The organism is Aliihoeflea sp. 40Bstr573 (assembly GCF_024105655.1).
GTDB lineage: Bacteria > Pseudomonadota > Alphaproteobacteria > Rhizobiales > Rhizobiaceae > Aliihoeflea.
Map to the genome: position 1 here is coordinate 21,676 of NZ_JAAAMH010000004.1, position 21,854 is coordinate 43,529.

Consider the following 21,854-nt stretch of genomic DNA (forward strand, 5'->3'; position numbering starts at 1 on the left):
CGCGCGTCATGGAAACGACACCGTGTCAATCTTATCTTAACGACGTCACCACACGTTGAGGTGGCATTATGGTTACGTCTGAGAAGGAGGCGAGTATGAAGATGACTGAATGTATGTCGCTCGCCGGCCGTTTTAAGGAACTGGCGGGCAAGGGGCTCGTGGACGTGAAGTTTTACGTTCGCAACCTCGACGAAGCGTCGACCGAGCAGGTATGTGCGGAAGTGAACGCTCTTTACGCGGCTCGTGAAGGTGGCAAGACCCAGGCACTTGATTTTGGTGATTCTCGGCGCATCCAAGCTTGACACGTTAGCCGAGCCTTATTAGCTCGGATGGAAAGCGAAGTTTCGAAGGCCTCAGCTTTTAGCTGGGGCCTTTTGTTTTGGAGATTGACGGTGCCTGATTCCTCGAACGGATCGACTTGGGTTTATTCCGCTAAACTTGAATCCGCATTCCGGAAGGTGAGTGATATCCAGGAATTCGTTCGGCAGTACGTCATCGCTCCCGACAAGTTGCCTGTATCGGTCGAAGACACTCAATGGGCGATTGAAGAAAAGTATGGGTTCAAAATCACCAAGGAACTCGTTGACTTCGAAGCTGAGCATATCCGGGGCATGATGGAGCGGTACGAGAATGGCACGGCCCACGTGTTTATCCGCCAGAGGCAAGACAATGATCTGACTGTTAACGGCTATTGGCATCGCTTCATCGCAGTCAAAGAACTGTCCCATCTTGCGATTGACGAGAAAGAGGATTTCAATTGGGATGGGTCGAAGACGATCGAAGAACTTATCGCAGACCACATCTTCGAAGGAATGCGGCCTGCGAAAATTGAGATCCAGTCGGAAGTTCTTGCGGAACTCGTCGCCATAGAAATTCTGTATCCAATGGAATTTAGGCAAGCGGACATCGAAAGCGGTAGGTTGCCCTCGGATCTAGCAAAGGATTACGGAGTGCCGCCTTACGTAATCGAGCGCGCACTTTCCCAAGGCCATATGAAGATGGCGCGAGCGCTTTGGCATGAAATCGGCGGACATGGCTTGGGCGGACTGGGATCCGATCCTGCTGGCTGACGCCCGCGTCTGCCCAATTTCTTCGCTCCGACGTAGGGAGCCGGCTCCTCCGTCGAAGCGGCTTCCATCTCACCAAAGGGCGAGGCAAACGATCTCTGCCGCATCGCGGCAACCGCCGCTGGGCGGTTGAAGTTTATTGACGCCGCCCGGTTTGGCGCGCCATTCTCAACGTGAATCGTTGCCCCAGCCGACACCTACCTTGGCTTGAATGTCAAAGAATGAACGCGATGCGGTTAAGAGTGTGTCGTCCACCACCCGCGAACGGAGGAACCCCCTCGATCACCGATGACGAGGCCCTCGCTTTGGCCCGAGCGACCGTAAACTTGGCCAAAGTCTGGACACTGACCGACTCCGAAGCCTGCGTCCTCTTGGGTGGCATGTCGCCACGTACATGGGCGCGTTGGAAGAGCGGCTCCCACGGCCGGATCGACCGGGATCTTCGGGTTAGAATGGCCGACTTGATGGGGATCCACAAAAGTTTGCGATACCTGTTCAAGACTCCGTCCCAGGGCTACGACTGGATCCGAAAGCCAAACGCTGCCTTCGGCGGAGTTTCTGCGCTCCAGATCATGCTGCGCGGGGAGAATTCGGACCTCGCGGCGATCCGGAATTGGCTCGAAGCTGAAGGGGGATCGCCGCAGGCTTCGTAGGTTTGGGCGGAATTCCTTGAGGCGGAGAGCGCGTCTGAACAGCGCGCCTGATCCGCGGCCATGCCGGACGAGCTGGCCATGAATTCTCCGATTGAAGCGAGTTGCTTCGGCATGAACACGGAGCCCATTGACCGAGGTCGAGAAAGCGCCTGTCGGGGTTCACCGCCTCGGAGTAATTGATTACATTGGCCGCAGAGGCGGGCCGGGCAATTCGAACACCTCACCGCGACCTGAAGTTCGCGTCTTTCACATCGACGGCGTTGCCAACTGGCTCGTGAATCTACACGCTTGGACGCGGCGTCTTTGTAAGCTTGTTTGGTGCAGATCGATTTAGTTTCGCACGGCTACCAACGCGAACGGGCCCAGTCATCCTACGGCATGATCACCCCTCCTGCACCTCCGGCACACCGGGACCGATGGTCACTCCGTCGCGGCGCTGATGACGCACGAAAACATAGTCGACTTCTTCGGCGTTGAGCTTGCCCTTTGTGACCAATTCATGGACTAACTTGTCCAAAATCGAGCGATGGAACTGCAGGTGAATCTTCGCAGCCTCGTGCTGCTCGCGGATTGTCTGCTCGACATCTGACTCGATCGGGTTCGGTGACTGCATCGTTGGCCTGCGACCGACGGTGTCCCTGTAGTAGGCCATGGACTTGCCGAATCCATAGCGCGCGTGGAAATCCCAAGCGAGCTCCGTTGCCTTCGCAAGATCCGAATCCAAACTGCCACCGGCTCCGGCACTCCGTTCGCCAAAGACGACCTCCTCTGCGGCACCTCCTGCAAGGGTAGTGGCAATCGCGTTAAGGAGATCGCGGGCGAGAATGACGTGCGATGGATCATCGACGAATCGCGTGACGCCAAGAGATGTCTGCCCAGGCAATGCTGTAAGACGGTTCCGAACGCTTACCTCCATAATCCTCCGTCCCGACAAATGAACGCCAATGATGGCATGTCCTGCTTCGTGGACTGCGATCCTATATCGTTCGTCCTCCGTCAAATCCGGCGACAAGGGCACGCATTCAAGGACGAGCTCTGGCGATAGCTGCGCCCCCTGAGATCGCGCTTTTCGCCGAGCCAATCGGCCAAGCCTTTCGAGATCTGCTCCCGACCACCCTTCAGTAACATCTATAATGGGCTTTAGGAGGGACCAGTCGACCTGTTCATTTAGATGGTGCGCAAGTATGCGACATCGTGCTTCGGGGTCCGGCAAATCAATGCGGATATGTTGGTCGAGGCGACCACTCCTTCGCAGGGCCAAATCGAGGCGACGAGCGTTGTTGCATGCCCCGAGCACGACAACCCCCTCTCGGTCATCCAAACCGTCAAGACATTCCAGTAGAGCATTTACAACTTCCGTGCAGTACTGCGCATTATGGCCTGCAAACGCGTCACGGTCGCCGATAGCGTCGATCTCGTCGATGAAGAGAATCGACGGCGAATTCCGACGCGCATTGGCGAACGAATTTCGCATGGCCTTCAGCAGATCACCGAGGTGTCCTTTGGCCTGCCAGCGCGCCAAGGATGCAATTTCGAGGTGAGCCTTACATTCGTTAGCCAACGCTCGGGCGTAGGTTGTTTTCCCGGTGCCGGGGAGACCGGACAGAAGCAGGCCGCGATCGACATCTTCCCATCGGAGCGTGCCGGCCTTCCACTGAACGAGGTCCGCAGCCAACTGACGCCCCCAGGCTGCCGCTGGCCCGAATCCGAACAGGTCTGAAAGCTTGGTGGTTGTCTTATTGGATATAGGCGCGGCAGCACTGCGACGCCGGTCATCAATCAACCGCTCCAAGCAGTGGGTCAAGCGCCGCCCGCGTCGCATAGTGACTTCTAGATCTGCGGGATCAGTGCTCCCCAACAGGATAACTTCTTCATCCGTTGGCAGTCTGTCCATGAACAGCTTGCAAGCCGCGCGAAAATGGTCGTCAGTCGGTGCACTAACATCGACTATCCAATCAGCCGAGAGCGTTACCGCACGGGGCAGGAATTCGTCGGTACTCGCGATCACAAGCGTAAAGTCGGCTTCCGCGACCGCCTTTGTGAATTGCTTCTCGTCAACTACATCCCTTGTGACGAACGTTTCGAGTACGATGGTTTGAAATTCATCGCGGTTAGAAGTCCAACGCTTCTGTTCCCTATTGCCAAAGCCTATCGCAGCCGCCCCCGTCATGGTGGGATGCCAATCCGGCCGTATCCTAGCGACGAGAACGCCCGAATTCGGTCGATGTCGTCCGAGTGATGCACGAGCGGCCCGGACAAGCGCGCAATAGGCTAAAAAGGCGGTGAACGGGGCTTTATGGCGTAGAAAGCGCTGCATGATTGGTACCGCAGGCTTTTCATCATCTGACACTCGCATGGCTTGATGCGGTCCACTATGCTGGAACGGCGGGATTGAAACATGGATCATCGTCTTCCTGTAGTTTGAACCGATATCCGCAATCGCCTCCCGCCGGAGTTCCGAGCGAGTACCATCGTGAAAAGCTCCGAGCCATGCCGAACTCAGACCGGATGAACACAATCTCGGAAGTACTTATCAACTGGCCGTCAGCGCAGGTCGGATGTCCGAAAACTGTGCCAGCCAAACAGGGCACCAAACGCGAGGCAACACGCCAGTTCTCAAGACGAACAGGTTCTCTGGAAGGGAAAATGCGATGCTCGCCAGTTAGCCAGCCCAAGTCCGCCTCAAGACATCCAAAGCGCTCACGCAAGAGAATCAGCGACTGACCAAGCCCGTTGTCGACGTCCATCACCCGTTGCCCCTCGGAGCCCACTTAAAATAACCGCATAAAGCCGGCATAAACCGATTCTGTGCGGTTATTCAATAGGGATTCGCGCGACTTGTTGACAACGAGCTGGGCTCCGACCACCCGTGCCCATTATGGACGTCACATTCGCTGCAAACATCTTGAAGGCGGCCCGAGTCAGTTCCGGCTTGAGCCAGGATGAAATCGCGACACTCGCAGGAGTTTCGCGCGACACGATACAAAAATTGGAGCAGGACGCATCCAGCGTCAGGCGCGGTCTGTATCTAAGGGTGATAGAGACGCTGCAGGCGGCAGGCGTACAGTGGTTGCCCGCGACGGAAGCGGAGGGAGAGGGGTTCCGCCAAAATCCGCCCGATGCGGAATTCCAAGCTAAATTGACATTGCTACGCAAGAAATGAGCGTGACGCGATCCATGGGCGGCGGGTAGCCCTGTTGAAAACTTAGAGGACCCGGGCCGCTGCCGGGTCCATCGCCTGTATGCGGAGATTGTAAGGTGCTAACGCGCCTACATACCAAGCGCATTCATGTACAGTTCCAAAATTGCTTCAGCTTCCTGCCGTTCTGAAGCATCTTGCTTTCGGATCCTGATCAGCTGGCGTATCGCCGACGTGTCGAATCCGGTTCCTTTCGCCTCAGCGTAAACTTCCTTGATGTCGTCGGCCAACGCCTTTTTCTCTTCTTCGAGCCGCTCGATGCGCTCGATCAATGAGCGAAGCTGCCCAGCGGCAACCTCATGCGTGCTGTCGGTTACGTCGTCTACCATTTGCGATCCGTTCTATTGCCAATCAAGGTGTTGCATAGCGGGCAACCTTGTGCCCATCGCAACACCTTGATAATGTTATCAGACTACAGATTTTAGGGGGTATTAGTAGCCACGGCCCTTGGCCTCGGCCATCACTTCCTTGATGTCGTCCTGGAGCGCTGACTTCTCTTCCTCGAGGCGCTCGACACGCTCGATCAACTGGCGCAGTTCGGCGGCCGCGACGGTGTCCTGCGTTGCTGTTACGTCATCCATGGTCGACCTCGTGATGCAAGTGCGGGCGATGCGCCGCATGATTTGTTACGGCTCTGGACGGCGAGGCGTGAGGGCTGCGTGCGCGTCCGGAGGGATCGGGCGCTTGGTTGCCTCAGTGCCGCGAAAGGGTCAATGGTCTTTCGGGCGGTTCGTCTCGAATGCGGCCAATTGTGATCCGCTGGCCTCTGTCTGGTGCTTCGCCTGCCAATCTGCGTAGGGCATGCCGTAGACGATCTCGCGCGCCTCGTCCTTCGACAGCGAAGCGCCGTCGGCCTCGGCCGCGTCGCGATACCAGTTGGAAAGGCAGTTTCGGCAAAAGCCGGCAAGGTTCATCAGGTCGATGTTCTGGACGTCGCTGCGTTCGCGCAGATGGGAAAGCAGCCGGCGAAAGGCGGCCGCCTCATAGGCCTCGCGCTGCCTGTCGGTGAGTTCCGTCATCTCTTTTCTCCTTCGAAGAGCGGGCCCGTGCGCGAGCCGAATTGCCGCGCCACATGAATGTCGGGACGGGCGTTGATCGCGTCAAGGATGGGGGCCAGCCGGTCGGCCCAAGTGTCTGCCCCCGCCTGGTCGGCGATCAGGTCCTGCCGGATCTCGATCAGCAGATGCGCGTAGCCTTCGAGGATCGCGTGCTTGAACATGGTGTCGCCGCGCAGCGCGCCGTCATAGGGCTCGTTGTCACCGACCGTCAGCGCCGCATCGGCGCGCAACGCTTCCAGCATCGGTTCGACCGCCCGCGGGTCCGAATCCCACAATATGCCGATCTCCCACGGCCGCCGCCTGCCCTGCATGGCGGGCGTGAAGGAGTGGACCGAGACGATGAACGGCGCGGCGCCCGTCGCATGCGCAACGGAGGCGACGAGCGCGCCGACGGCGTCGTGATAGGGTCGGTAATATCGCTCCAGCCGGCGCTCGCGCTCGTCCGCGCTCATCGGGTAGTTCGCTGGCACGATCGTGCCGTCATAGAGCTGGCGGATGAGCGTCGGGTCGTCCTCGCCGCGATTGGGATCGATGAGAAGCCGCGAATACGTCGCCATCACCGCCGGCGACTGGAGCCGGGCGGCGAGCCCGCGCGTCACCATCTCGACGCCGATGTCATAGGCGATGTGGCGGGAAAATTCCGAGGCCGGAAGGCCCAGATCGCCATACTCGTCAGGCAGCGCGTTGCGGGCATGGTCGGCCAGGAGCACCAGCCCGCGCCTGCGGTCGCCCTCGACGAGTTCGACGGGATTGAAAAGGGCGGCGCGCGTCATGAAATGGCAGGTCCTGATGCTAGACGGCTCGAAGCGTTGCCCTGTCATGGACGCAAATCCCATTGAGACGCAAGGCTGGTGCAATGTCATTCATGCGACAAGATCGTGGCCGACCATTGGCCTAAATCGATTTGCGCCGCTTGCATGGCGCGTTGACAAGGTCCGGCCGATTGCCGAAAAGGTTGAAACCATGCTGATTTCATGCCTCACGCGCCCGCTTCGCCCCATCGCCCGATGGGTGAAAAGGCGCGCGCCCATTCTGGCGATATTGGCCAGTGTCGGCCTCGGCGCGAGCGCGGCTCCCGCCCTTGCCGACTTCCGCGTCTGCAATGCCACGCAAAGCCTCGTCGGAGTGGCGATCGGCTACCGCGCGCAGGCCGGCTGGGTGACCGAAGGCTGGTGGCATATCGAAGCTTCGAGCTGCAAGACGCTGATCGAAGGCGCACTCGCCTCGCGCTACTACTATCTCTACGCCGAGGATGCCGAGCGTGGCGGACGCTGGGAAGGCGAAGTCAACATGTGCGTGGCCGAGCGCGAATTCAAGATTTCCGGCCCGGGCGACTGCTTCGCGCGCGGCTTCCAGCGGGCCGGCTTCCAAGAATACGACACGCGTGAGCAGTCGAGCTGGATGGTGCAGTTGACCGACGAACCAGCCGGCAACGGCCTGCCCGCATTGACCGGGGACACCGGGGCGGCCAATCGCGCAACGCCAGGCGGGAGCCCAACCGGCGCAACACCAAGCGAGAGCCAATGAGACGCAGCCGCAAGGTCAAAATCCTCGCAACGCTCGGGCCAGCCTCTTCCGACGAGGTGATGATCCGCAAGCTCTTCGATGCGGGCGCCGACGTCTTCCGCATCAATATGAGCCATTCGAGCCATGAACTGATGCGCACGCTCGTCGCGCGCCTGCGCAAGGTCGAGGCCGAGGTGCAGCGCCCGATCGGCATCCTCGCCGACCTGCAAGGCCCGAAGCTGCGTGTCGGCAAGTTCGAAAAAGGCGCCGAGACGCTTGAGATCGGCCAAAGCTTCACGCTCGACGGCGACAAGACGCCGGGCGATTCCACGCGCGTCCAGCTCCCGCATCCCGAAATCCTGTCCTCCGTCCAGCCCGAGCATCGGCTGCTGATCGACGACGGCCGGCTGGCGCTGCGCGTCGAGGAAACGGACGGGCGCAAAGTGCGCTGCACCGTCCTATCCGGCACCAAGATTTCCGACCGCAAGGGCGTCTCGCTGCCCGACACCGAACTGCCAGTCGGCGCACTGACCGAGAAGGACCGCAAGGACCTCGACGCGGTGCTAGCGACCGGCGTCGACTGGGTCGCGCTCTCCTTCGTCCAGCGGCCCGAGGACATTGCCGAGGTGCGCAAGATCGCGCGCGGGCGCGCGGCGATCATGTCCAAGATCGAAAAGCCGCAAGCCGTCGCGCGGCTCGCCGAAATCATCGAACTTTCCGACGCGCTGATGGTGGCGCGCGGCGATCTGGGCGTCGAGATGCCGCTTGAGGCCGTGCCCGGCATCCAGAAGCAGATCACGCGCGCGGCGCGCCGCGCCGGCAAGCCTGTCGTCGTCGCGACGCAGATGCTGGAATCGATGATCTCGGCCCCCGTGCCGACGCGCGCCGAGGTTTCGGACGTCTCGATCGCCGTCTTCGAGGGCGCGGACGCCGTCATGCTCTCGGCCGAATCAGCCGCCGGCCAGTATCCGATCGAGGCCGTCTCGACGATGAACGCGATCGCCGTCCAGGTGGAGCGCGATCCGCTCTATCCGGGCATCATCAACGCCCAGCGCACCGAGCCGGAAGCAACCGGTCCGGACGCCATCGCGCTCGCTGCGCGGCAAATCGCCGATACGCTGAACCTTGCCGCCATCGTCTGCTACACCGGATCGGGCACGACGGGCCTGCGCGTCGCGCGCGAGCGCCCGCAGGTGCCGATCATCGCGCTGTCCCCGGTGATCGAGACCGCCCGGCGGCTGTCCTTGTTGTGGGGCACGCATTGCGTGGTGACGGACGATGCGAACGACCTCGACGACGTCGTCGACCGCGCCTGCCGGATCGCCCACCGCGAGGGTTTCGGCGGACCGGGGGACCGGATCATCATCACCGCCGGCGTGCCGCTCAGAACGCCGGGTGCGACCAACATGCTGCGGATCGCCTACATCGCCTCGGACGGGAAAAGCGGGCTTTAAGACCCGCTCTTCCAGAACGCGTCAGCGCGACAGCGCGGCAACGCCCGGCAATTCCTTGCCTTCCATCCATTCCAGGAACGCGCCGCCGGCCGTCGAGACATAGGAAAAGTCGTCCGCCGCACCTGCCTGGTTGAGCGCGGAGACGGTGTCGCCGCCGCCGGCGACGGAGACGAGGTTTCCGGCCTTCGTCTCGGCCGCCGCAAAGCGCGCGGCCTCCATGGTTGCCTTGTCGAAGGGCTCGATTTCGAACGCACCGAGCGGGCCGTTCCAGACCAGCGTGTTGGCACGGCCGATCCACTCCTTGATGCGGGTGACCGATTGCGGGCCGGCATCGAGGATCATCGCGTCGGCGGGGACGTTCTCGACGGAAACAGTCTCGCTCGCCGCGCCCGCCTTGAACTCGCGCGCGACGACCGCGTCTGCCGGCAGGATGATTGCGCAGCCGGCCTGCGCGGCCTCGGTCATGATCGTCTTCGCCGTGGCCGCAAGATCGTGCTCGCACAGCGACTTGCCGACATTGGTGCCGCGCGCTGCAAGGAAGGTGTTGGCCATGCCGCCGCCGATGACGAGCGCGTCCACCTTGGTGACGAGGTTCATCAGAAGGTCGATCTTGGTTGAGACCTTGGCGCCGCCGACGATAGCGACGACGGGCTTTTGCGGCTTGCCGAGGCCCTTCTCCAGCGCTTCGAGCTCTTCTTGCATGGTGCGGCCGGCAAAGGAGGGTAACAGCCGCGCGAGCCCTTCCGTCGAGGCGTGGGCCCGGTGAGCGGCGGAGAAGGCGTCGTTGACGTAGAGGTCGCCGTTTGCCGCAAGCGCCTTTGCAAATTCGGGATCGTTCTTTTCCTCGCCCTTGTGGAAGCGCGTGTTCTCCAGAAGCAGGATGTCCCCGTCCTTCATGCGCTCGACCGCCTTGGCGGCGGCCGGCCCGATGCAGTCTTCGGCGAAGGCGACATCGCGGCCGACGACATCGGCCACGGCCTGCGCGATCGGCCCAAGCGACATTTCGGGCACGACCGCGCCTTTGGGGCGGCCGAAATGGGCGAGCAGGACCACCCTGGCGCCCTTGTCGGAAAGCTCGGTGATGGTCGGCGCAACGCGCTCGATGCGCGTCGCGTCGGACACGGTGCCGTCCTCGTTCATCGGGACGTTGAGGTCGACGCGCACGAGCACGCGTTTCCCGGAGGCGTCGATGTCGTCAAGGGTGCGGAAGCCGGGCATGATGGATCCTTCGAAGGGGGCGGATGCGTGCGGCGGACAATACCGCCTCCCGCTTCTGGCGCAAGCCTTCAGGCTTGCGGTGCGTCGTCCGATCCTGCCTTCGGCGCAGGCTTCAGCCAGCCCCTGGCGAGGATGAACATCTCGCGCAGCGACAGGAAGGCCGGGATCTGCGGCTCGCGCTGCTCGGGCTCCAGCGACACGCCGACGGTGATGATGTCGCCATCCTGATCGGTATCGCGCACGATGAGCTCGACCGAGCCGAGCGAGACGCGGTCGGCATATTCGGCCCGCCCACCCAGTCGGTCCATCATGAGTTCGCCGATCGACATCTCTTCCTCCCCCTCGCGCAGGGCGGGACCGTAAGCGGCCTCGAGGTCGCGCGCCGGGCGCTTCGGGTCGATCGAGAAGGCGCCGAAGAATTCCGCGTCGTCGACGTCGACCGGAGCAGGACTGGCGAAGAGACGGTCCAGAAGACGCGGGTAGCGCGAGGAGATGAAGAGATAGACGTAGTCGCCGGCACGCAGGCGACCGGCATACTGATAGCGCATCGAGTGGCCGTCTCGAATGACCAGCGACGGGCGCGCCCAGCGCGGCACGCGCTCGCCCTTGGCGACCGGTGAATTGGCGACGACGCGATAGATGAGAAGCTCGTGATGCGCGGTGCCGGGCAGTTCGAGCTCCACCTTGTCCACCGGCCCGATGCGCGGCGGAACGACGAGGCCGAGCCGCTTGGCGAGCGGATTGATGGTCCAGCCTTGCACGAGAAGCGAGACGAGCACGATGATGAAGGCGTAATTGAAGAACGTCGAGCCCGCCTCCAGGTCTCCAAGGAGCGGGACGAGCGCGAGCAGGATGGAGACCGCGCCGCGAAGGCCGACCCAGGAGATGAAGGCCGTTTCGGCGCGCGGGAAGTTGAACGGCAGGAGCGAGAGCCACACCGCCAGCGGCCGGGCGACGAAAATCAGCACCAGCGCGAGCATGACGGCGGAGACGCCAATGGCCGGAAAGTCCGACGGCGTGGCAAGCAGGCCGAGCATCAGGAACATGATGATCTGCGCGAGCCAGGTCATACCGTCCTGGAACCGCTTGAGCGTGGGCGCGGAGCGGATGTTTCGGTTGCCGGCGAAGAGGCCGGCGACGTAGACCGCGAGGAAGCCGGAACCGCCGAGCGCGCCGGTGGCGGAAAAAACCAGGAGCGACAGCGCCAGGACGAAGATCGGCGACAGGCCCCGCTCCATCTTCAGCCGGTTGACTAGGAAGACGATCATCTGGCCGCCGGCAAGGCCGGCGAGGAGGCCGATGCCCATCTGCGTGACGAAGAGGAGCAGGATTTCGACCCCGATCGCTTCCAGCCCCGCGCCCGACGCGATCAGCTCGACGAGCGCGATGGTGAGGAAGATCGCCATCGGGTCGTTCGAGCCCGATTCGACTTCGAGCGCCGAGCGCACCCGGTCGCGGATCTGGATGCCGCCGATGCGCAGGAGGAAGAACACGGCGGCGGCGTCCGTGGACCCCACGATCGAGCCGAGAAGCAGTGATTCGAGCAGGGAGAGGCCAGCCACATAATGCGCGACGAGGCCGAAGATGGCCGCCGTCAGCACCACGCCGAGCGTGGCGAGCGTGATCGCCGGTCCGGCCGCTGGCGGCCGGCCGGGCGATCCTCGACCGTTACTGGCGGAAAGACTGGATCGACGTGCCGAAGCCGGAATCGAACAGGATGACGGCAAGCGCCAGCGAGCCGATGAAATAGGCAACGCCGGCATTGTCGAAACTGATGCCGAGCCCGTCGACGCCGGCGGCAAGGCCGATACCGAGAAAGAGAAGAAGAAGGGGAGCGCCGAAGCGGAATGCGAGCAGGCTGGAAAATGCAGCGACCAGCACGAGCAAGGTGCCGATCAGGGTGATGAGATAGATCCCCTCGATCATCCGCCCTTCATGTCCCCTCGTTCGCCCGTTTCGATCGCTGCTTTCTATCTAGGAAAGAAAACGCCCGGTTTGAGGCCGGGCGTCGAGAATAGTTGAAAAAGTTGCGGCGGTCAGATCAGCTTGCCGAAGGCGACGGCCGTGTCGCTCATGCGGTTCGAGAAACCCCACTCATTGTCGTACCAGGTCAGGATACGGACCATCGTGCCTTCCATCACCTTGGTCTGGTCCATGTGGAAGACCGAAGAATGCGGATTGTGGTTGAAGTCGATCGAGACGAGCGACTCGTCCGTGTAGCCCAAAATGCCCTTGAGGCGGCCATCGGCGGCGGCGCGGATCGCGCCGTTGATCTCGTCGACCGAGGTTTCGCGCTTGGCGATGAAGGTCAGGTCGACCACCGAGACGTTCGGCGTGGGAACGCGGATCGCCACGCCATCGAGCTTGCCCTTCAGTTCCGGCAGGACGAGGCCGACGGCCTTGGCCGCGCCCGTCGAGGTCGGGATCATCGACAGCGCCGCCGCACGGGCGCGGTAGAGGTCCTTGTGCATCGTGTCGAGCGTCGGCTGGTCGCCCGTATAGGAGTGGATCGTCGTCATGAAGCCCTTCTCGATGCCGACGGCCTCGTTGAGGACCTGCGCGACCGGGGCGAGGCAGTTGGTGGTGCACGACGCGTTCGAAATGACCATGTGGTCCTTCGTCAGCTTGTCGTGGTTGACGCCGTAGACGACGGTCAGGTCTGCATTGTCGGCAGGCGCCGAGACGATGACGCGCTTGGCGCCGGCCTCGATGTGGGAGGAAGCCTTTTCCTTCGAGGTGAAGATGCCAGTGCATTCGAGCGCGATGTCGACGCCCTCGGCCTTCCAGGGCAGCTCGGCCGGGTTGCGCACGGCGTGGACCTTGATCGGACCGCGGCCCGCGTCGATCGCGTCGCCCTTGACGGTGACTTCGCCCGGGAAGCGGCCATGCACGCTGTCGTAGCGCATCAGGTGCGCATTGGTCTCGACCGGGCCCAGATCGTTGATCGCGACGACCTCGATGTCGGTGCGGCCCGATTCGTAGATCGCGCGCAGCACGTTGCGGCCGATGCGGCCAAAACCGTTGATGGCAACTTTCACAGTCATTCGCTGTCTCCCGGGAGAAGGTAAGGCTTGATGCCGCCGTCTTTAGCGGCGCAACGGGGAGGAATCCAGCGCCACACATGAGAAAAGGGCGGGTGCAGGCCCGCCCTTTGCGACTAAATCGTTTTTATTTTCCGGGGCTTGGCTCAGCCGCCATTCGCAATGCGCTCCTCGACCGCCTTGACGGCGGCCTCGGCGGTGATGCCGAAATGCTTGTAGAGCTCTTCAGCGGGGCCCGACGCGCCGAAGCCCGTCATGCCGACGAAGATGCCGTTGGAGCCTATCAGGCGCTCCCAACCCATGCGGATACCCGCCTCGATGCCGACCTTGATCGACGCGTCGCCGACGATCGCATGGCGATATTCGTAGCTCTGTTCTCCGAAAAGCTCGAAGCAGGGCACCGACACGACGCGCGTCGGGTGACCCTTGGCCTCAAGGATCTCGCGCGCCTTCATCGCGATCTCGACTTCCGAGCCCGAGGCGAAGAGCGTGACCTTGGCCTCGTCGCTGGCAGTCTCGAGTTCGTAGGCACCGTAGGAGGAGAGGTTCTCCTCGTCATGCTCGGTGCGCAGCGTCGGCAGGTTCTGGCGGGTGAGCGCCAGCGTCGACGGCGTCGTCTCGGATTCGAGCGCGATCTGCCAGCATTCGGCGGTTTCGACAGCGTCGGCGGGGCGGAAAACGTAGTGGTTCGGGATCGCCCGCAACGCCGCAAGATGCTCGACCGGCTGGTGCGTCGGGCCGTCTTCGCCGAGCCCGATCGAATCATGCGTCATGACGAAGATCGAGCGGATGCCCATCAGCGAGGCAAGCCGCATCGACGGGCGCGCATAGTCGGAGAAGACCAGGAACGTGCCGCCATAGGGGATGATGCCGCCATGCAGCGCCATGCCGTTGATGGCCGCCGCCATGCCGTGCTCGCGAATGCCGTAATAGACGTAACGTCCGGAGAAGTCGGAGGGCGTGATCGGCTTGGTCTGGGACGTCTTGGTATTGTTGGAGCCGGTAAGGTCCGCCGAGCCGCCGATCGTGTCCGGCAGGATACCGTTGATGATTTCGAGCGCCATTTCCGACGCCTTGCGGGTCGCGACTTTCGGCTTGTCGGCGGAAAGCTTCTTCTTGTAGTCGACGATTGCTGCGTCGAGCCCTTCGGGCAGCTCGCCGCGCATGCGGCGTTCGAACTCGGCGCGCTTCTCACTCTCGGTCTCGGCAAGACGGCCCTCCCAGGCCTTGCGCTCCTTGGCCGATCGCAGGCCGGCGAGACGCCACGCGTCGAGAATATCGGAAGGAACGGCGAAGGCTTCCGCATCCCAGTTCAGCGCCTTGCGCGTTCCCGTGATCTCCTCCGCTCCGAGCGGCGAGCCATGCGCCTTGCTGGTGCCCGCGCGGGTCGGCGCGCCGTAGCCGATCGTCGTCTTGCACGCGATCAGCGTCGGCCGGTCGGACTGGCGCGCGGTCTCGATCGCATGGGCGATGGCCTCGGGATCGTGGCCGTCGGCGCGCAACGTGTTCCAGCCGGAAGCGGCGAACCGCGCGATCTGGTCGGTGGAATCGGAAAGCGAGACCGGACCGTCGATCGAGATGTTGTTGTCGTCCCACATCACGATCAGCTTGGACAGCTTGAGATGCCCGGCGAGCGAGATCGCCTCCTGGCTGATGCCTTCCATCAGGCAGCCGTCGCCGGCCAGCACATAGGTGTAGTGATCGACCAGCCCGTCGCCGTAATGCGCATTGAGGACGCGCTCGGCGAGCGCCATGCCGACGGCGTTTCCAAGACCCTGGCCGAGCGGGCCGGTCGTGGTTTCGATGCCGGCCGCGTGACCGTATTCGGGATGGCCGGCGGTCTTCGAGCCGAGCTGACGGAAATTCTTGATCTCGTCGAGCGTGATGTCCTCGTAGCCCGACAGGTACAGGAGCGAATAGAGCAGCATCGAGCCGTGCCCCGCCGACAGGACGAAACGGTCGCGATCTGCCCAGCGCGGGTGCTTCGGATCATGCTTCATGAAGCGGGTGAACAGCACGGTGGCGATGTCGGCGGCGCCCATGGGCAGGCCGGGATGGCCCGAATTCGCCTTCTCGACCGCATCCATGGAGAGGAAGCGGATCGCATTGGCCATCCGGTCGTGCTTGTCGCGTGTCGTCATGATCGCTCTGGTCCTGCGAAGAATTGGAAATGGGAGGCGCGCTCGGCCCTTTCGGCAGGCGACACATAGCCGTTCGGGCCCCGGAGTCAACGCCGCGCGGGCGTGGCTCCCGGCCGAATGCCGGGGATAGTCGGCACCTTCGGTTGACGCCCGATTCGTCCGCCGCTTAATGTTTTCCGATTAAGACGTTCTCATGTAACAATGATTCGCGTCGGGGGCCCAGGTTGGAGCCATGACAGGGGAAACCACACTCAGGGAAGTCATCGGCCGTCTCGGAGCCGCGGTCGAATCGCTGGAAAGCGCGGTTTCGTCGCGCCTCGAAAGCGACCAGGACTATCAGGAAGCCGATGCCGAGGCGCAGCGCATGAACGCCGACCGCTCGCGCCTCGCACAGGAACTCGACGCGTCGGAAGCGCGCGCCGAGCGCCTCGAAGATGCCAACAAGGAAGTCTCGCGCCGGCTCGTGACCGCAATGGAGACGATCCGCGCCGTGCTCGACAGGTAGGGACCAATGGCTCAGGTTACCGTGACGATCGACGGCAAGGCCTACCGGATGGCCTGCGACGAAGGACAGGAAGAGCACCTGGTCTCGCTCGCCAGCCGGTTCGACCGCTATGTGATGCACCTAAAGGACTCATTCGGCGAGATCGGCGACCAGCGCCTGACCGTCATGGCCGGCATCATGGTCATGGACGAGCTGGTGGAGCTGCAAAAGCGCACGAAGGGCTTCGAGACCGAGATCGGCACGCTGCGCAAGACCCGCGACGACGCCCTGACCAAGGCCGACAAGAACGACGCCGCGCTGACCGGCGCCCTGGCCGACTTCGCCGAGCGGATCGAGATCGTCGCCAGCCGCCTGAGCGGGCGTCCGCGACAGGTGTGATTCAAAACCCCTGAAACAGCATGTCGAGCGCCGCGACGATCTCGTCGTGGTGTTGCGCAAGGTTGGCGACGCGAGCCGCAACGAGCGTATCGGGCACAGCCGAGATCAGGTGCGTGGCCAGCACTTGCGGCTCTCCTTCGACATCAAAGACGGGATGGAGCCGCGCGATCGAACGCGGCGCCGCCGCCGCCGGCAGAAGCGGGATCACCACCCGCGAGCCGACAATGTCGAGAAGCGGCGACTGAACGTCGAGCAGAAGCGCATCGTCAGGCGCGCGATAGACGTCGTACCGGGCCATCAGAACATGCGATACTTGGCAAGCGGCAGGCCATTTTCGTCGACCCAGGCCTTCCAGCTTTCCAGCGCCTCGCGGTTTTCCTCCAGCCAGAGCCGTTCCTTCTCGGCGCGGACGGCTTCGGCGATGCCGTTTTCGGCCGCGCGGGAGACGTTGACCGACAATTCCTTTGCTTCGGCAAGGAGGGCGGCGTCGAGCGTCAGGTTGGTGGGCTTGCGGGCGGCGGGCTTTGCGTGGCGCATGGGATCGAGGCTCGTTTGCTCCGCATAGAATATGCGCATATCAAGCGACCCGCAAATACATGCGGCGTGGATCGATTGACAGTCCACGCCAGCAGGCGGATCATTTCAGGAGGCAGCGTCTTGGCGCTGCCTTTGGCGGGCGGTGGGCCGGATGAGCCATGATTATGTCGCACGCGGTGCTTCCGCGGCCGGGCGGTGCGGTCTTCCTGACCGATGGCGGCCTCGAGACCTCGCTGATCTTCCATGACGGCGTCGATCTTCCGCTTTTTGCCGCCTTCCCGCTTCTGCTCAACGCCTATGGCCGCAAGCAACTGACGGACTATTTCGCGCCCTTCGTCGAGATGGCGCTCGCCCGACATGCGGGCTTCATCATCGACACGCCGACCTGGCGGGCCAATCGGGACTGGGGCGAAAAGCTGGGTTTCGATGCGCCCGCTTTGGCCGAGATCAACCGCGAGGCGGTGGGCTGGGCGAAGTCGCTGCGCCGGGAACTGGGCGACGGCAACGACAAGATCGTCGTCAACGGCGTGGTCGGTCCGCGCGGCGACGGCTACCGGCCGACGGCCCTGATGGACCGCGACGGGGCCGAGCACTATCACCATGCGCAGATCGAAGCCTTCCACGCCACGGGCGCCGACATGGTGAGCGGGATGACGATGAACTATGTCGAGGAAGCCTGCGGCGTCGCGCGCGCTGCAGCAGCCTTCGGTCTGCCCTGCGTCATCTCCTTCACGGTCGAGACCGACGGCAATCTTGCCTCCGGCGCGAGCCTGCGCGAGGCGATCGAAACCGTCGACGAAGATACGGAAGGCACGCCGATCTACTACATGATCAACTGCGCCCACCCGACCCATTTCGCCACCGCGCTCGGCAATGGCGAGGGCTGGATGCAAAGGCTAGGCGGGGTCCGCGCCAACGCATCCGCCAAGAGCCATGCCGAACTCGACGAGGCAACAGAACTCGATCCCGGCGATCCGGCAGATCTCGGCCGGCGCTATGGCGAGATGCGACGGCAGTTCGGGCAGATTTCGGTGCTGGGGGGCTGCTGCGGGACGGATCGTCGGCACATCGCGGCGATTTGCGAGGCCTGTTTGTGAGGGGCCGAATTTGTTTTCTGCGAAAAGGACTCCCACCCTTTATCCATCCCCCCAAAGGGGGAGGGAGGGCATCCGCGTTGCGCCATACCGTCAAGCTTGGTGCCCGAGCCTTTGGATTGATACGACTCTCGCGGCTCCCTCTCCCTTGTGGGGATGGATAAAGGGTGGGGGTATGATACGCGAAAAACGCCGTGCCCCTGCCTCCTACCCTTCGACCTCCTCGCGCAGCATCTCCAGCTCCAGCCATTCCTCTTCCATCCGCGTGAGGTCCGCACGCAGCGCGTCGAGCGTGGCCGCGGTTTTGGCGAATCCGTCGGGATCGCGGACATAAAACTGGGGGTCGGCTATTTTCGTTTCGAGCGTCGCCATCTTCGCAGACGTCGCCTCCATCGCTCCGGGCAGCTTCTCCAGCGCGAATTTCTGCTTGAACGAGAGCTTCTTCGACGCGGCGTTGCCGCTTGGCTTGGGCGAACTGGCGGTGGTCTTGTCGCGCGGTTCCGACTTCGCCGGCTTCTGCGTGAACGCCTTCGTGCCGCGCTGTGTGAGCATGTCGGCATAGCCGCCGGCATATTCGACCCAGCGGCCATCCTCTTCGGGGGCGACCGTGCTCGTCACCGTGCGATCAAGGAAGTCGCGATCGTGGCTGACGAGGATGACCGTGCCGGGGAAGCCCGAAACCAGTTCCTGCAACAGGTCGAGGGTTTCCATGTCGAGATCGTTGGTCGGCTCGTCGAGGACGAGCAGATTGGCCGGGCGCGCCAAGAGCCGCGCGAGCACGAGCCGCGCCCGCTCGCCGCCGGAAAGCTCGCGGATCGGCGTGCGCGCCTGTTCGGGCTTGAACAGGAAATCCTTCATGTAGGAGACGACGTGGCGCTGCTCGCCATTGACGACGACGCTGTCGCCGCGCCCGTCTGTGAGATAGTGCGCCAGCGTCTCGTCGAGGTCGAGATCGCGCTTCTGGTCGAGCGTGGCGATCTCCAGATTGACGCCGAGCCGGACCGAACCGGCATCGGGCGCGAGCTCGCCGGTCAGCATCTTCAGGAGCGTCGTCTTGCCGGCGCCGTTCGGGCCGACGAGGCCGATCCGGTCGCCGCGCTGGATGCGGGTGGAGAAATCGCGCACGATCTGGCGCGGGCTAAAGCTCTTGGCGATGCCCTTTGCCTCGATGACGAGCTTGCCCGATTCATTGGCGTCGCTCGCCTGAAGCGTCGCCTTGCCTTCCGCCCCGCGATGCGATCGAAACTGCTGGCGCATGGAATGGAGTTCGCCGAGCCGGCGCATGTTGCGCTTGCGCCGCGCGGTGACGCCGTAGCGCAGCCAGTGTTCTTCACGCACGATCTGGCGGCCGAGCTTGTGCTGGTCGCGCTCTTCTTCTTCGAGCACCTGATCGCGCCATGCCTCGAAATGGGCAAACCCCTTGTCAAGACGGCGCGTCTGGCCGCGATCGAGCCAGACGGTGGCTTTGGAAACGCGCTCGAGGAAGCGCCGGTCATGCGAGATGACGACGATGGCGGAGGTGGAGCGGACGAGTTCGCCCTCGAGCCACTCGATGGTGGCAAGGTCGAGATGGTTCGTCGGCTCGTCGAGAAGCAGGATGTCGGGCTGTGGCGCCAGAACGCGGGCGAGCGCGGCGCGGCGCGCCTCGCCGCCGGACAGGTTCTCCGGCGCGGCCGTCCCGTCAAGGCCGAGGCTTTCGATGAGATAGGTCGCGCGGTGCGGATCGTCGCTCGGCCCAAGGCCTGCTTCGACATAGGCAAGGACGGTGGCGAACCCCTCCATGTCGGGCGACTGGCGCAGATAGCGGATCGTGGCCGAGGGCTGGCGGAAGATTTCGCCATCCTGTGCTTCTACGAGCCCGGCGGCGATCTTCAGGAGCGTCGACTTGCCGGAGCCGTTGCGGCCGACCAGCGCGATGCGGTCGCCGGCCTGCGCGGACAGGGACGCGCCGTCGAGCAGGGGCGTGCCGCCGAAGGTGAGCTTGATGCCATCGAGATTGAGAAGCGGAGGCGCCATGGAATTCCTATTGGCCGGACGGGTGGGCGATGAGGATCGCGCGGCCGGATGTCAGCTGAACGGTCAGGTCGCCGGTGACCTCGTTGGAGAGCGTCAGCGACGAGCCGAAGGGAACGTACCGTTTCTCGAGCGGCCAGCGAACGCCTTCGAGCGTGAGGCCGGCAAGATCGGTCATCGCGACGACCGAGAACACGGTACCCGCCAGATAGTCGAGCCGGCGTACACCTTCAAGCAAGGGCACGCCTTCCTGCGTGCCGCTGGTCAGCAAGATGGAAAGCCCGCGCTCGGCCAGCCGCACGCCGAGCGCCAGATGCAGGAAGGCATGGTCCGCCCGCGGGCCGCCGAAGGCGCCGACCAGCGTCAGCGAAGTTGCGCCGCGCGCCAGCGCCGCCTCGACCGCGATCTCGCCATCGGTCATATCCTTGGCGGGCGGGAAGATCTCGCGCGCAATGTCGGGATGGGCCGCATCGAGGACGGCATCGACGGAATCGAAATCGCCGGTCCAAAGCTCCGGCACGAGGCCGAGCGGGCCGGCATGGCGCATGCCCGAATCCGCCGCGATGACGCGGCTGCCGGCGATCTGACGACCAAGGCGCGGCGTCGGTTCGGCATCGCCGCCGAGCAGGATCGTGAAATGGGTGGAGGACGCGGTCATCTTGCGCCCCTTAGCAAGGGTTTCGAGCGAAGGGAACAGATGGCTTCCATACGCGCGGCAACCGATCTAGTTTGCGGCACATGTTCATACCGTTCTTCCTCGAACTGAAGGCCGCGCGCATCCCTGTCTCGCTCAGGGAGTATCTGTCGCTGCTCGAAGGCATGGACGCCCATCTCGTCGACTACGACGTCGAGGGCTTCTATTATCTGGCGCGCGCGGCGATGGTGAAGGACGAGCGGCACATCGACCGCTTCGACCAGGTCTTCGGCCATGTCTTCAAGGGCGTCGAGGCGGTGTCGGGCGAGAGCGCCGTCGACGTTGCGAACATTCCCGAGGAATGGCTGCGGCGGCTGGCCGAAAAGCATCTGACCGACGAGGAGAAGAAACTCGTCGAAAGCCTCGGCGGCTTCGAGAAGCTGATGGAGACGCTGAAGAAGCGGCTCGAGGAGCAGAAGGGCCGCCACCAGGGCGGGTCGAAATGGATCGGCACCGCCGGCACCTCGCCCTTCGGCGCCTATGGCTACAACCCGGAAGGCGTGCGCATCGGCCAGGAAACGAGCCGCAACCGCCGCGCGGTCAAGGTCTGGGACAAGCGAGAATTCCGCAACTTCGACGATTCGGTCGAGCTTGGCACGCGCAACATCAAGGTCGCGCTGAAACGCCTGCGCCGCTGGGTGCGCGAGGGCGCCGATGAGGAATTCGACCTCGGCGGCACCATCAAGTCGACCGCCGAACATGGCTATCTGGATGTCCAGACGCGCCCCGAACGGCGCAATGCGGTGAAGCTCCTCATGTTCTTCGACGTCGGCGGCTCGATGGACGACCATATCCGTATCGTGGAGGAGCTGTTTTCCGCCGCGCGCGCCGAATTTCGGCAGCTCGAATATTTCTACTTCCACAACTGCATCTATGAGGGCGTGTGGAAGGACAATGCCCGCCGGCACTCCGAAGTCATTCCGACCTATGACGTTCTTCATAAGTACGGCGCCGACTACAAGGCGATCTTCGTCGGTGACGCCTCAATGAGCCCCTACGAGATCGCCTACCCGGGCGGGGCGGTGGAGCATTGGAACGCTGAAGCCGGTATTGTCTGGCTGCAGCGCGTGCTCCAGCATTGGCCGAAGGCGGTCTGGCTCAATCCGGTGCGCGAGAAGCACTGGGGCTATACGCACTCGATCCAGATGATCCGCGAAATCTTTTCCGAGCGCATGTTCCCGTTGACGCTGAGCGGCCTGGAAAAGGCGACGCGCGAGCTGTCCCGCAGCCGCTGAACCGCCCTGACATTGCCCGAGGCTTGCGCGAAGTTTGGCTTCGCGCCACCTTCCCGCTTGC

The 21,854-nt window shown here is 63.1% G+C and carries 21 protein-coding genes and 2 pseudogenes; 10 read left to right on the forward strand and 13 right to left on the reverse strand.

Going from position 1 to position 21,854, the window contains the following annotated elements; genetic code table 11:
• The first annotated feature begins 95 nt into the window (after positions 1-95).
• The 3 genes from GTK01_RS06685 (at position 96) to GTK01_RS06695 (ending at position 1,720) form a co-directional block, all read left to right on the forward strand.
• Positions 96-302, forward strand: a complete 207-nt coding sequence (locus GTK01_RS06685) for a hypothetical protein (RefSeq protein ID WP_252925097.1) — start codon at positions 96-98, stop codon at positions 300-302.
• Between the two features lie 90 nt (positions 303-392).
• Positions 393-1,070, forward strand: coding sequence for a hypothetical protein (locus GTK01_RS06690; protein WP_252925098.1), 678 nt, complete (start codon positions 393-395; stop codon positions 1,068-1,070).
• Between the two features lie 227 nt (positions 1,071-1,297).
• Complete coding sequence (locus GTK01_RS06695) at positions 1,298-1,720, forward strand: MbcA/ParS/Xre antitoxin family protein (RefSeq protein WP_252925354.1); 423 nt, start codon at positions 1,298-1,300, stop codon at positions 1,718-1,720.
• 382 nt (positions 1,721-2,102) lie between these two features.
• Here the strand turns inward: GTK01_RS06695 and GTK01_RS06700 are convergent, their stop codons facing one another.
• The gene (locus GTK01_RS06700; RefSeq protein WP_252925099.1) at positions 2,103-4,127 is read right to left on the reverse strand and encodes an AAA family ATPase; all 2,025 of its coding nucleotides are present in this window, start codon (positions 4,125-4,127) and stop codon (positions 2,103-2,105) included.
• A 471-nt stretch (positions 4,128-4,598) separates the two neighbouring features.
• Between GTK01_RS06700 and GTK01_RS06705 the strand changes: the two genes are divergently transcribed.
• On the forward strand, positions 4,599-4,883 hold the full coding sequence (locus tag GTK01_RS06705; protein ID WP_252925100.1) for a helix-turn-helix domain-containing protein: 285 nt from the start codon (positions 4,599-4,601) through the stop codon (positions 4,881-4,883).
• 107 nt (positions 4,884-4,990) lie between these two features.
• On the opposite strand, the gene GTK01_RS06710 is transcribed toward GTK01_RS06705, so the two are convergent.
• The 4 genes and pseudogenes from GTK01_RS06710 to GTK01_RS06725 all read right to left on the reverse strand — a co-directional run bounded on the left by GTK01_RS06710 (position 4,991) and on the right by GTK01_RS06725 (position 6,750).
• On the reverse strand, positions 4,991-5,248 hold the full coding sequence (locus GTK01_RS06710) for a DUF2312 domain-containing protein (RefSeq protein ID WP_252925101.1): 258 nt from the start codon (positions 5,246-5,248) through the stop codon (positions 4,991-4,993).
• Positions 5,249-5,353: 105 nt separating this feature from the next.
• Positions 5,354-5,500: pseudogene (locus GTK01_RS06715) on the reverse strand (DUF2312 domain-containing protein); the annotation flags it as partial.
• Positions 5,501-5,629: 129 nt separating this feature from the next.
• A complete protein-coding gene (locus GTK01_RS06720) occupies positions 5,630-5,938 on the reverse strand; it encodes a DUF1244 domain-containing protein (RefSeq protein WP_252925102.1) in 309 nt (102 codons plus the stop codon).
• Positions 5,935-6,750, reverse strand: coding sequence for an N-formylglutamate amidohydrolase (locus tag GTK01_RS06725; protein WP_252925103.1), 816 nt, complete (start codon positions 6,748-6,750; stop codon positions 5,935-5,937). Before GTK01_RS06725 ends, GTK01_RS06720 begins: the two co-directional genes overlap by 4 nt.
• Positions 6,751-6,940: 190 nt before the next feature.
• On the opposite strand from GTK01_RS06725, the gene GTK01_RS06730 reads away from it, so the two are divergent.
• Both GTK01_RS06730 and pyk read left to right on the forward strand, forming a co-directional pair.
• Positions 6,941-7,504 (forward strand): DUF1036 domain-containing protein, encoded by a 564-nt coding sequence (locus GTK01_RS06730; protein WP_252925104.1) that lies wholly within the window; start codon positions 6,941-6,943, stop codon positions 7,502-7,504.
• Positions 7,501-8,937, forward strand: coding sequence for a pyruvate kinase (gene pyk, locus GTK01_RS06735; protein WP_252925105.1), 1,437 nt, complete (start codon positions 7,501-7,503; stop codon positions 8,935-8,937). The genes GTK01_RS06730 and pyk overlap by 4 nt, the downstream gene beginning before the upstream one ends.
• 21 nt (positions 8,938-8,958) lie before the next feature.
• Here pyk and pgk read toward each other — a convergent pair whose 3' ends face one another.
• From pgk to tkt, 4 genes and pseudogenes are all read right to left on the reverse strand, one after another.
• Positions 8,959-10,155 carry a phosphoglycerate kinase gene (gene pgk / locus GTK01_RS06740; protein ID WP_252925106.1) on the reverse strand — a complete coding sequence of 399 codons (1,197 nt, stop codon included), beginning with the start codon at positions 10,153-10,155 and terminating at the stop codon, positions 8,959-8,961.
• 68 nt (positions 10,156-10,223) lie between these two features.
• Positions 10,224-12,081: pseudogene (locus GTK01_RS06745) on the reverse strand (potassium/proton antiporter).
• Positions 12,082-12,191: 110 nt separating this feature from the next.
• A complete protein-coding gene (gap, locus tag GTK01_RS06750) occupies positions 12,192-13,199 on the reverse strand; it encodes a type I glyceraldehyde-3-phosphate dehydrogenase (protein ID WP_252925107.1) in 1,008 nt (335 codons plus the stop codon).
• A gap of 143 nt (positions 13,200-13,342) precedes the next feature.
• Entirely contained in the window at positions 13,343-15,337 is a 1,995-nt protein-coding gene (gene tkt / locus GTK01_RS06755; RefSeq protein ID WP_252925108.1) for a transketolase, read from the reverse strand.
• Between the two features lie 232 nt (positions 15,338-15,569).
• Here tkt and GTK01_RS06760 point away from each other — a divergent pair, with 232 nt between their 5' ends.
• Both GTK01_RS06760 and GTK01_RS06765 read left to right on the forward strand, forming a co-directional pair.
• On the forward strand, positions 15,570-15,842 hold the full coding sequence (locus GTK01_RS06760; RefSeq protein WP_252925109.1) for a DUF4164 domain-containing protein: 273 nt from the start codon (positions 15,570-15,572) through the stop codon (positions 15,840-15,842).
• Between the two features lie 6 nt (positions 15,843-15,848).
• A complete protein-coding gene (locus GTK01_RS06765; RefSeq protein WP_252925110.1) occupies positions 15,849-16,220 on the forward strand; it encodes a cell division protein ZapA in 372 nt (123 codons plus the stop codon).
• A gap of 1 nt (position 16,221) precedes the next feature.
• Here the strand turns inward: GTK01_RS06765 and GTK01_RS06770 are convergent, their stop codons facing one another.
• Together GTK01_RS06770 and GTK01_RS06775 are read right to left on the reverse strand one after the other, a co-directional pair.
• A complete protein-coding gene (locus tag GTK01_RS06770) occupies positions 16,222-16,518 on the reverse strand; it encodes a CcdB family protein (RefSeq protein ID WP_252925111.1) in 297 nt (98 codons plus the stop codon).
• On the reverse strand, positions 16,518-16,757 hold the full coding sequence (locus GTK01_RS06775; protein ID WP_252925112.1) for a type II toxin-antitoxin system CcdA family antitoxin: 240 nt from the start codon (positions 16,755-16,757) through the stop codon (positions 16,518-16,520). The genes GTK01_RS06770 and GTK01_RS06775 overlap by 1 nt, the downstream gene beginning before the upstream one ends.
• A gap of 158 nt (positions 16,758-16,915) precedes the next feature.
• On the opposite strand from GTK01_RS06775, the gene GTK01_RS06780 reads away from it, so the two are divergent.
• Positions 16,916-17,854 carry a homocysteine S-methyltransferase family protein gene (locus GTK01_RS06780; RefSeq protein ID WP_252925113.1) on the forward strand — a complete coding sequence of 313 codons (939 nt, stop codon included), beginning with the start codon at positions 16,916-16,918 and terminating at the stop codon, positions 17,852-17,854.
• A gap of 204 nt (positions 17,855-18,058) precedes the next feature.
• On the opposite strand, the gene GTK01_RS06785 is transcribed toward GTK01_RS06780, so the two are convergent.
• On the reverse strand, positions 18,059-19,867 hold the full coding sequence (locus GTK01_RS06785) for an ABC-F family ATP-binding cassette domain-containing protein (protein WP_252925114.1): 1,809 nt from the start codon (positions 19,865-19,867) through the stop codon (positions 18,059-18,061).
• Positions 19,868-19,874: 7 nt separating this feature from the next.
• Positions 19,875-20,522, reverse strand: coding sequence for a thiamine diphosphokinase (locus GTK01_RS06790; protein ID WP_252925115.1), 648 nt, complete (start codon positions 20,520-20,522; stop codon positions 19,875-19,877).
• A gap of 80 nt (positions 20,523-20,602) precedes the next feature.
• Here GTK01_RS06790 and GTK01_RS06795 point away from each other — a divergent pair, with 80 nt between their 5' ends.
• Positions 20,603-21,793 (forward strand): VWA domain-containing protein, encoded by a 1,191-nt coding sequence (locus GTK01_RS06795; protein ID WP_252925116.1) that lies wholly within the window; start codon positions 20,603-20,605, stop codon positions 21,791-21,793.
• The last annotated feature ends 61 nt before the right edge of the window (positions 21,794-21,854 follow it).